The organism is uncultured Arcanobacterium sp., assembly GCF_947253055.1.
GTDB lineage: Bacteria > Actinomycetota > Actinomycetes > Actinomycetales > Actinomycetaceae > Arcanobacterium_A.
Genome location: NZ_CAMXYE010000080.1, coordinates 1 through 6,262 on the forward strand (window position 1 = coordinate 1; position 6,262 = coordinate 6,262).

At 50.1% G+C, this 6,262-nt stretch carries 5 protein-coding genes and 1 other RNA gene; 5 read left to right on the forward strand and 1 reads right to left on the reverse strand.

Features of this window, described 5'->3' with window-relative positions; all coding sequences use genetic code 11:
* Positions 1 to 170 precede the first annotated feature (170 nt).
* The 3 genes from Q0X35_RS05695 (at position 171) to rnpB (ending at position 2,189) form a co-directional block, all read left to right on the forward strand.
* Complete coding sequence (locus Q0X35_RS05695) at positions 171 to 968, forward strand: Nif3-like dinuclear metal center hexameric protein (RefSeq protein WP_297566420.1); 798 nt, start codon at positions 171 to 173, stop codon at positions 966 to 968.
* 26 nt (positions 969 to 994) lie between these two features.
* Complete coding sequence (locus tag Q0X35_RS05700) at positions 995 to 1,729, forward strand: zinc ribbon domain-containing protein (protein WP_297566422.1); 735 nt, start codon at positions 995 to 997, stop codon at positions 1,727 to 1,729.
* A gap of 118 nt (positions 1,730 to 1,847) precedes the next feature.
* Positions 1,848 to 2,189: RNase P RNA component class A (rnpB, locus tag Q0X35_RS05705), an RNA gene on the forward strand.
* A 20-nt stretch (positions 2,190 to 2,209) separates the two neighbouring features.
* Here rnpB and map read toward each other — a convergent pair.
* Positions 2,210 to 3,112 (reverse strand): type I methionyl aminopeptidase, encoded by a 903-nt coding sequence (gene map / locus Q0X35_RS05710; RefSeq protein WP_297566423.1) that lies wholly within the window; start codon positions 3,110 to 3,112, stop codon positions 2,210 to 2,212.
* A 101-nt stretch (positions 3,113 to 3,213) separates the two neighbouring features.
* On the opposite strand from map, the gene Q0X35_RS05715 reads away from it, so the two are divergent.
* Both Q0X35_RS05715 and Q0X35_RS05720 read left to right on the forward strand, forming a co-directional pair.
* Positions 3,214 to 4,551: a glutamine synthetase family protein gene (locus Q0X35_RS05715; RefSeq protein WP_297566425.1), complete on the forward strand. Its 1,338-nt coding sequence runs from the start codon at positions 3,214 to 3,216 to the stop codon at positions 4,549 to 4,551.
* Between the two features lie 65 nt (positions 4,552 to 4,616).
* The coding region (locus Q0X35_RS05720; RefSeq protein WP_297566427.1) for a bifunctional [glutamine synthetase] adenylyltransferase/[glutamine synthetase]-adenylyl-L-tyrosine phosphorylase at positions 4,617 to 6,262 on the forward strand (1,646 nt) is incomplete at its 3' end.

The following is a 6,262-nucleotide window of genomic DNA, read 5'->3' on the forward strand; positions in this document are numbered from 1 at the left end:
ACACCCATAAGGTTTCGTCGGCAGCGTCAGATGTGTATAAGAGACAGGGTTTACACCCAGGTTGTCATCGGTTCGAGTCCGGTAGAGTCCACTGAGAGATTATAGGCGGCTTTCGCAGAATGCCTGCTTGGTAGTATGCCGGCCTTAATAAAGCTTGCTAGAATCTAGCTATGGCAGAAAAATTAGAAAATATTTTAGCACTGCTAGATAAGTATTACCCTCCGGAAACGGCAGAAGAGTGGGATCGAGTAGGGCTAATAATAGGAGATCCGCAGGCTGAAATAACTAAAATTGGTTTTGCGGTAGATCCCTGCCAAAGCACAGTCGAAGAAGCGCTAGATAAGCAAGCGCAGTTATTGATTACCCATCATCCGCTCTATCTGCGTGGCACCTCTAGTGTGGCTGCTACTAATGCGAAAGGCCGGTGGGTGACGCAATTGATTCGCGGCGGCTGTGCGCTCTTTGCTGCGCACACTAATGCGGATGCGGCGTCGGATGGATCGGCCACCGCTCTCGCTAATTTGCTGGAATTGCAAAATCAACGCCCGCTAGTTCCGCATGCAAATTCCGCAATCGGACTGGGAAAAATAGGGGATTTGCCGCTGAGTATGAGCGTGCGAGAAGTGGCGGAAAAATTAAAGGCGCTGCTTCCGCCCACTCCGGCGGGGATAACTATCGGCGGAGAGGCAGAGAGAATTGTGAAAAGAGTGGCACTTTCTCCTGGCTCCGGAGATTCTTTTCTCACTGCTGTGCGGGAGAGCGAGGCGGATGTGTATATCACGGCTGATTTACGCCACCATCCGGCTACTGATCACCTGTGGGATGGAGGTTGCCCGCTGATTGGCCTCACCCATTTTGCTTCCGAATGGCCGCTTCTGCCGGCACTGCAAAAGCGGATTACGGAAAATTTTGCAGTAGAAACCTATATATCGATATTGCAAACTGATCCGTGGAGTATGCGCATCTAAAAGAGAATATCTAGAAGGAGAGAGCTATGGCTTTTGCCCCGCATCGTGACCAGTTGGCACTTATGGAAGTGGCGAAACTGGATGCCCAAATTAATAAAATACAGACGCAGGTGGAGAATCATCCAGGGAAAGCGCAGCTAGCTGCAGCAGATGCGGAGATTGCGCAGATAGAAACGCAGATAGCTGCTATTGGTCAAGAGATTCGGGCAGCCGAGGAAGAAGTGCAGAGTTGGGAGCAAAAAGCGAATCAGAGCAGTGCACTTATCGCAGAAAAAACGCAAAAACTGCACAGTGGTGCCGGGATGGATTCGCGGATGCTATTAGCGTTGCAGACGGAGATAGACCAAGGTCAAGAGAATTTAGAAAAACAGGAAGCAGCAGCGCTTTCACTGTTGGAAAAAATCGACGCCGAAGAAGCGCGGCTGCAGGATTTGCAGACTGCCGCCAAAGAAGCTAGGGAAAAGCGGCAAGGAATTGCATTACAATTCCAGGCGGCTATTGAAGAATTACAGACTGAAAAAATACAGATAGAAGAAGCGCGGGCCGCGCTTTATCAACCTCTGGCTCCGGATCTGCAGGCGGCTTATCAGCGTTCGCAAGCAAGTGGTGGGTTGAGCATAATTGGATTGCACCCTGATGGCACTTCTACGGGGGGAATTCAGCTCTCGCCTATGGAAATAGCGGCCGTAAGAGCTGCTAATCGGGAAGAAATATATCTCTCGGAAGAATATGAATGCATCGTAGTAGTGTTAGATTCTTAATAAGTGGCGCAGTAATGAGCACTGCTAGTAAAAGCGTTTTGTGAGTAAATTAGTTATGCGAGATTTTTCCACAGCGCTAGCGAGTAGAAAATAATCTGCGTAGACTAGACCCACGGAATGAGCTGTTCAGGCGGTCGCGAGTAGAGATATTCGAGGAACGTCCGGGCTCCATAGGGAACGGCGGTGGGTAACACCCACTCGGGGCGACCCGCAGGAAAGTGCCACAGAAAATAAACCGCCGCAAGGTAAGGGTGAAAAGGCGAGGTAAGAGCTCACCGCGGCATTGGTGACAGTGCCGGCATGGTAAACCCCGCTGGGAGCAAGATCAAGCAGTGTGCAACGAGGTGTCCCGCTGAGCGCACGGGTAGATCGCTGGAGCGAGTCGGTAACGGCTCGCCTAGATGGATGGCCGCCGCCGCTTGAAGCGGCACAGAACCCGGCGTATCGAGCAGCTCATTCCGCTATACTCCTTGCGCCGCACTACGCTCCTTGCGCTGCGCTCCGCTGATTCTGGGTAGGTAAGGTGAGAATTTCCGCTCCGGCGCTGCCAATCACAATAGTGTGTTCCCACTGGGCCGTTCGCTTATGGTCTTTGGTGAGGACTGTCCAGCCGTCGTCCCATTGCTCCCAGGCGATATCGCCGAGCGTAAGCATCGGCTCAATAGTAAATACCATTCCTTCTTCTATTAAATCGTCATAGAGTGGCGCCGCATCGTAATGAGGCACGATTAAACCGGAATGAAAAGCTTCTCCCACGCCGTGGCCAGTGAAATCTTCTACCACTCCGTAGCCAAAACGCTTCGCATAGGATTCGATTACTCGCCCAATCACATTGATACGCCGCCCAGGTTTAGCTGCTTTAATTCCGCGCATCATAGCCGCATAGGTACGTTCGCAGAGTAAGCGGGATTCCTCGTCTACCTCTCCTGCATAAAACATTGCATTTGTATCCCCGTGTACACCGTGAATATAGGCAGTGACATCTAAATTCACAATATCGCCTTCTTGGAGAGGCCGGGAATCTGGAACTCCATGGCAAATCACTTCATTTACCGAAGTGCAAATCGATTTTTTAAAACCCATATATTCCAGGCAGGAGGGGTAAGCGCCATAATCACACATATATTCGTGGGCAATTTTATCTAAAGTATCGGTAGTGACTCCGGGAGCTACTGCCGCTCCAGCGGTGTAGAGAGCATCTGCCGCAATTTGCCCAGCTATGCGAATTTTTTCTATCGTTTCGCTGCTCTTTACATCAGAAGCCGTCACCCGTTCGGGTCCGCTGTGGTAGAGATACTCAGGGCGGGGAATTTTATTTGGCACATGCCGTCCCGGTGAAACTTTTCCTGCTTTAATATTCCCTACCGGAGCTGTGCTTCGCATATTTTCCTCTTTTTCCCTTATTTAGAATCTGTATTTTCCGTTTCCTACCCCAAATCTACTCTGTCTACGGCAGAATATATATAAGGAAAGAAAGAAGGGTCATGGATAAACAGCAAGAATACGTATTACGCCGAGTAGCCGAAGAGGATATTCGTTTCATTAGACTTTGGTTTACCGACGTGGCAGGTACGCTTAAATCAGTCGCAATTGCCCCCGCCGAATTAGAATCCGCTTTTCAGAACGGAATCGGTTTCGATGGATCTGCCGTGCAAGGCTTAGCGCGGGTATACGAATCAGATATGCTCATGCGCCCAGATGCTTCTACGTTCCGGATTCTGCCGTGGTACGAATCAGGAGAAATTACCGGGCGAATCTTTTGTGATATTTTCACTCCGGACGGAGAACCGGCTCGCTCCGATCCGCGGGCGGTATTAAAACGCGCCCTGAAGCACGCGGCTGATTTAGGATTTACTTTCTATGCCCATCCAGAAATCGAATTCTATCTTTTCCATCCGGAAAATGACCCAGCTGTGGTGCCTACGCCTATCGATAACGGTGCTTATTTCGATAATATATCGCGGTCTTTGGCGCGAGATTTCCGCTCTAAAGCAGTGAAAACTCTAGAAGATATCGGTATATCGGTAGAATTTTCCCATCACGAAGCTGGCCCGGGGCAGAACGAAATAGATCTACGGGTGGCAGATGCCTTGGCCATGGCGGACGACGTAATGACTTTCCGTGTGGTAATAGACCAAGTGGCATTACAGCAAGGGGTGCAGGCTTCCTTTATGCCGAAACCTATAATCGAATATCCCGGAAATGGAATGCATACGCATTTTTCTCTCTTCGAAGGAGACCGCAACGCCTTTTTTGCTCCGGCGGAGGAATCCGGGCTCTCTCTTACCGGACGGAAATTTTTAGCGGGTCTGCTGCACCATGCGCGGGAAATTACTGCTATTACGAATCAACACGTAAATTCTTATAAGCGGCTTTGGGCAGGATTCGAAGCTCCCTCCCACATAGCTTGGGGAAAGAATAATCAATCGGCTTTAATTCGCATCCCGACTCTACATTCTGAAGATTCTCGCTCTGCTCGCCTCGAATATCGGGCCTTGGATTCGGCAGCTAATCCTTATTTAGCTTATGCGGTAATTCTTAATGCGGGCTTAGCAGGCATAGAAAATGATTATGAACTGCCCGAAGCAGTAGATACCGACGTAGCTGCCCTCACCGAGCGGGAGCGGCAAATACTAGATATTCCTTCGCTGCCTACTTCTCTGCACGATGCGCTGCGGGAAATGGAAAAATCGGAATTGGTGGCGCGCACCCTTGGCGAAGATGCCTTCGAGTACTTTTTACGTAATAAGCGCCAAGAGTGGGAAACTTATCGCTATCAAGTGACCCCCTTTGAACGGAAAATTTTTTTGGGTGGTTTTTAGGAAAGAAAATTTGCCGCTGCAGAAGCTGAAGTATCCAGGGTAGTGAGAGAAAAAGGGGTAAATAAATGGCGCGGGCACAGAGCGAGCAGGGGATGCTGGCAAAAGCTGGTTTCTTACACCCGCAGCACGCTTTGGAATTGCTAGCAGATCCGATTCTAGAAAATGTGGATAAGAATTGGCTTATTGAGCAATTGCGCTACTGCGCTGATCCGAATCAAGCATTGCTGGAATATGTGCGCCTTGCTAGTGCAGTGGAGAGTGCCGGAGCAGAAGTTAGCCAAATTTTTGCAAAAGTGCTGGCTGATGCAGTAGCTAGCCGGAAACTTTTCGCTATATTGGGATTGTCGAGTGCACTTAGTAATCGGCTTATAGCACAGCCCCGCGAAGTAGAGATATTTCTCGGCGTTCCCGAAAAAACGCATTTATTAGAGCTATTAACCCCTTATTTAGCTGCGGATACAAATTTTGATTATGCGGCTGCTGTAAAAGTATTGCGCAATCACTATTGGCAGAGAATTATGCAAATCGCGGCCGCTGATTTGACGCAAGTAGACGCTACTGCGGGTATGCCAGAAGTGGGGAAAGAGATATCGGCTCTAGTAGAGGCTGCCTTAGATGGTGCTCTCGCTATTGCCCAGCGAGTTGTGCCGGAGAGCGGTGAAGTCGGTTTGGCTATTATTGCGATGGGTAAATTAGGAGGCGAAGAACTCAATTATATTTCTGATGTGGATGTAATATACGTGGCGCGGAGCTTAAATTCCGAATTAGCGGAAGCGGCAATGCTGGAAAAAGCTACTGCTTTAGCGCAGATAGTAGCCAGGGTAGTGGGTGCGCCCGGAGAGGTGCCGGCATTGTGGAAAATTGACGCGAATCTCCGGCCGGAAGGCAAAGAAGGGCCGCTGGTGCGTACTCTCGAATCGTGCCTCCGGTATTACAACGAATGGGCAGAAAGTTGGGAATTTCAGGCTCATATTAAAGCGCGCCCAGTGGCTGGTGATAAAGAGCTCGGTGCACAATATGTGCAAGCATTGGCGGCATTAGTTTGGCGAGCGGCAGAGCGCAGCAGTTTTGTGGCTGATACCCAGGCAATGCGCCGCCGCGTTGAATCTCTGGTACCCGCTAAAGATGCGCCGCGGCAAATAAAATTAGGAGCAGGTGGCCTGCGCGATGTGGAATTCACAGTACAGCTTCTACAACTGGTGCACGGGCGGGCAGATACTACATTGCGGGCAGCTGGCACCCTAGAAGCAATTGCCGCCTTGAGTGACGGTGGGTATATTTCCCGCCGAGCGGCCGAGCGGCTGCGCGAGGATTATAAATTTTTACGTACCCTGGAACATCGCCTGCAATTACAGCGTTTTCGCCGTTGCCAAGTACTTCCGGAAGATAGCGAAGAACTGCGCCGTTTGGCTCGTTCTATTTCGGGAAGTGGATTTCGCAGTGAACAAGATTTAGTTTCCTATTGGCAACGGGTACGAGCGGAAGTGCGCAAACTGCATTTAGAAATTTATTACCGCCCGCTTTTACCTGAAACTGCCAAACTTTCAGTAGATGATGTATCTCTCCAGCCAGAGGCGGCGCAAGCCCGCTTAGCAGCGATTGGGTATCGGGATCCAATAAGCGCTTTGCAGCATATAGAAGCGCTCACGGCGGGCATTTCGCGGACAGCTGCGATTCAAAAGCAGCTTCTGCCGGTAATGATTGGTTGGTT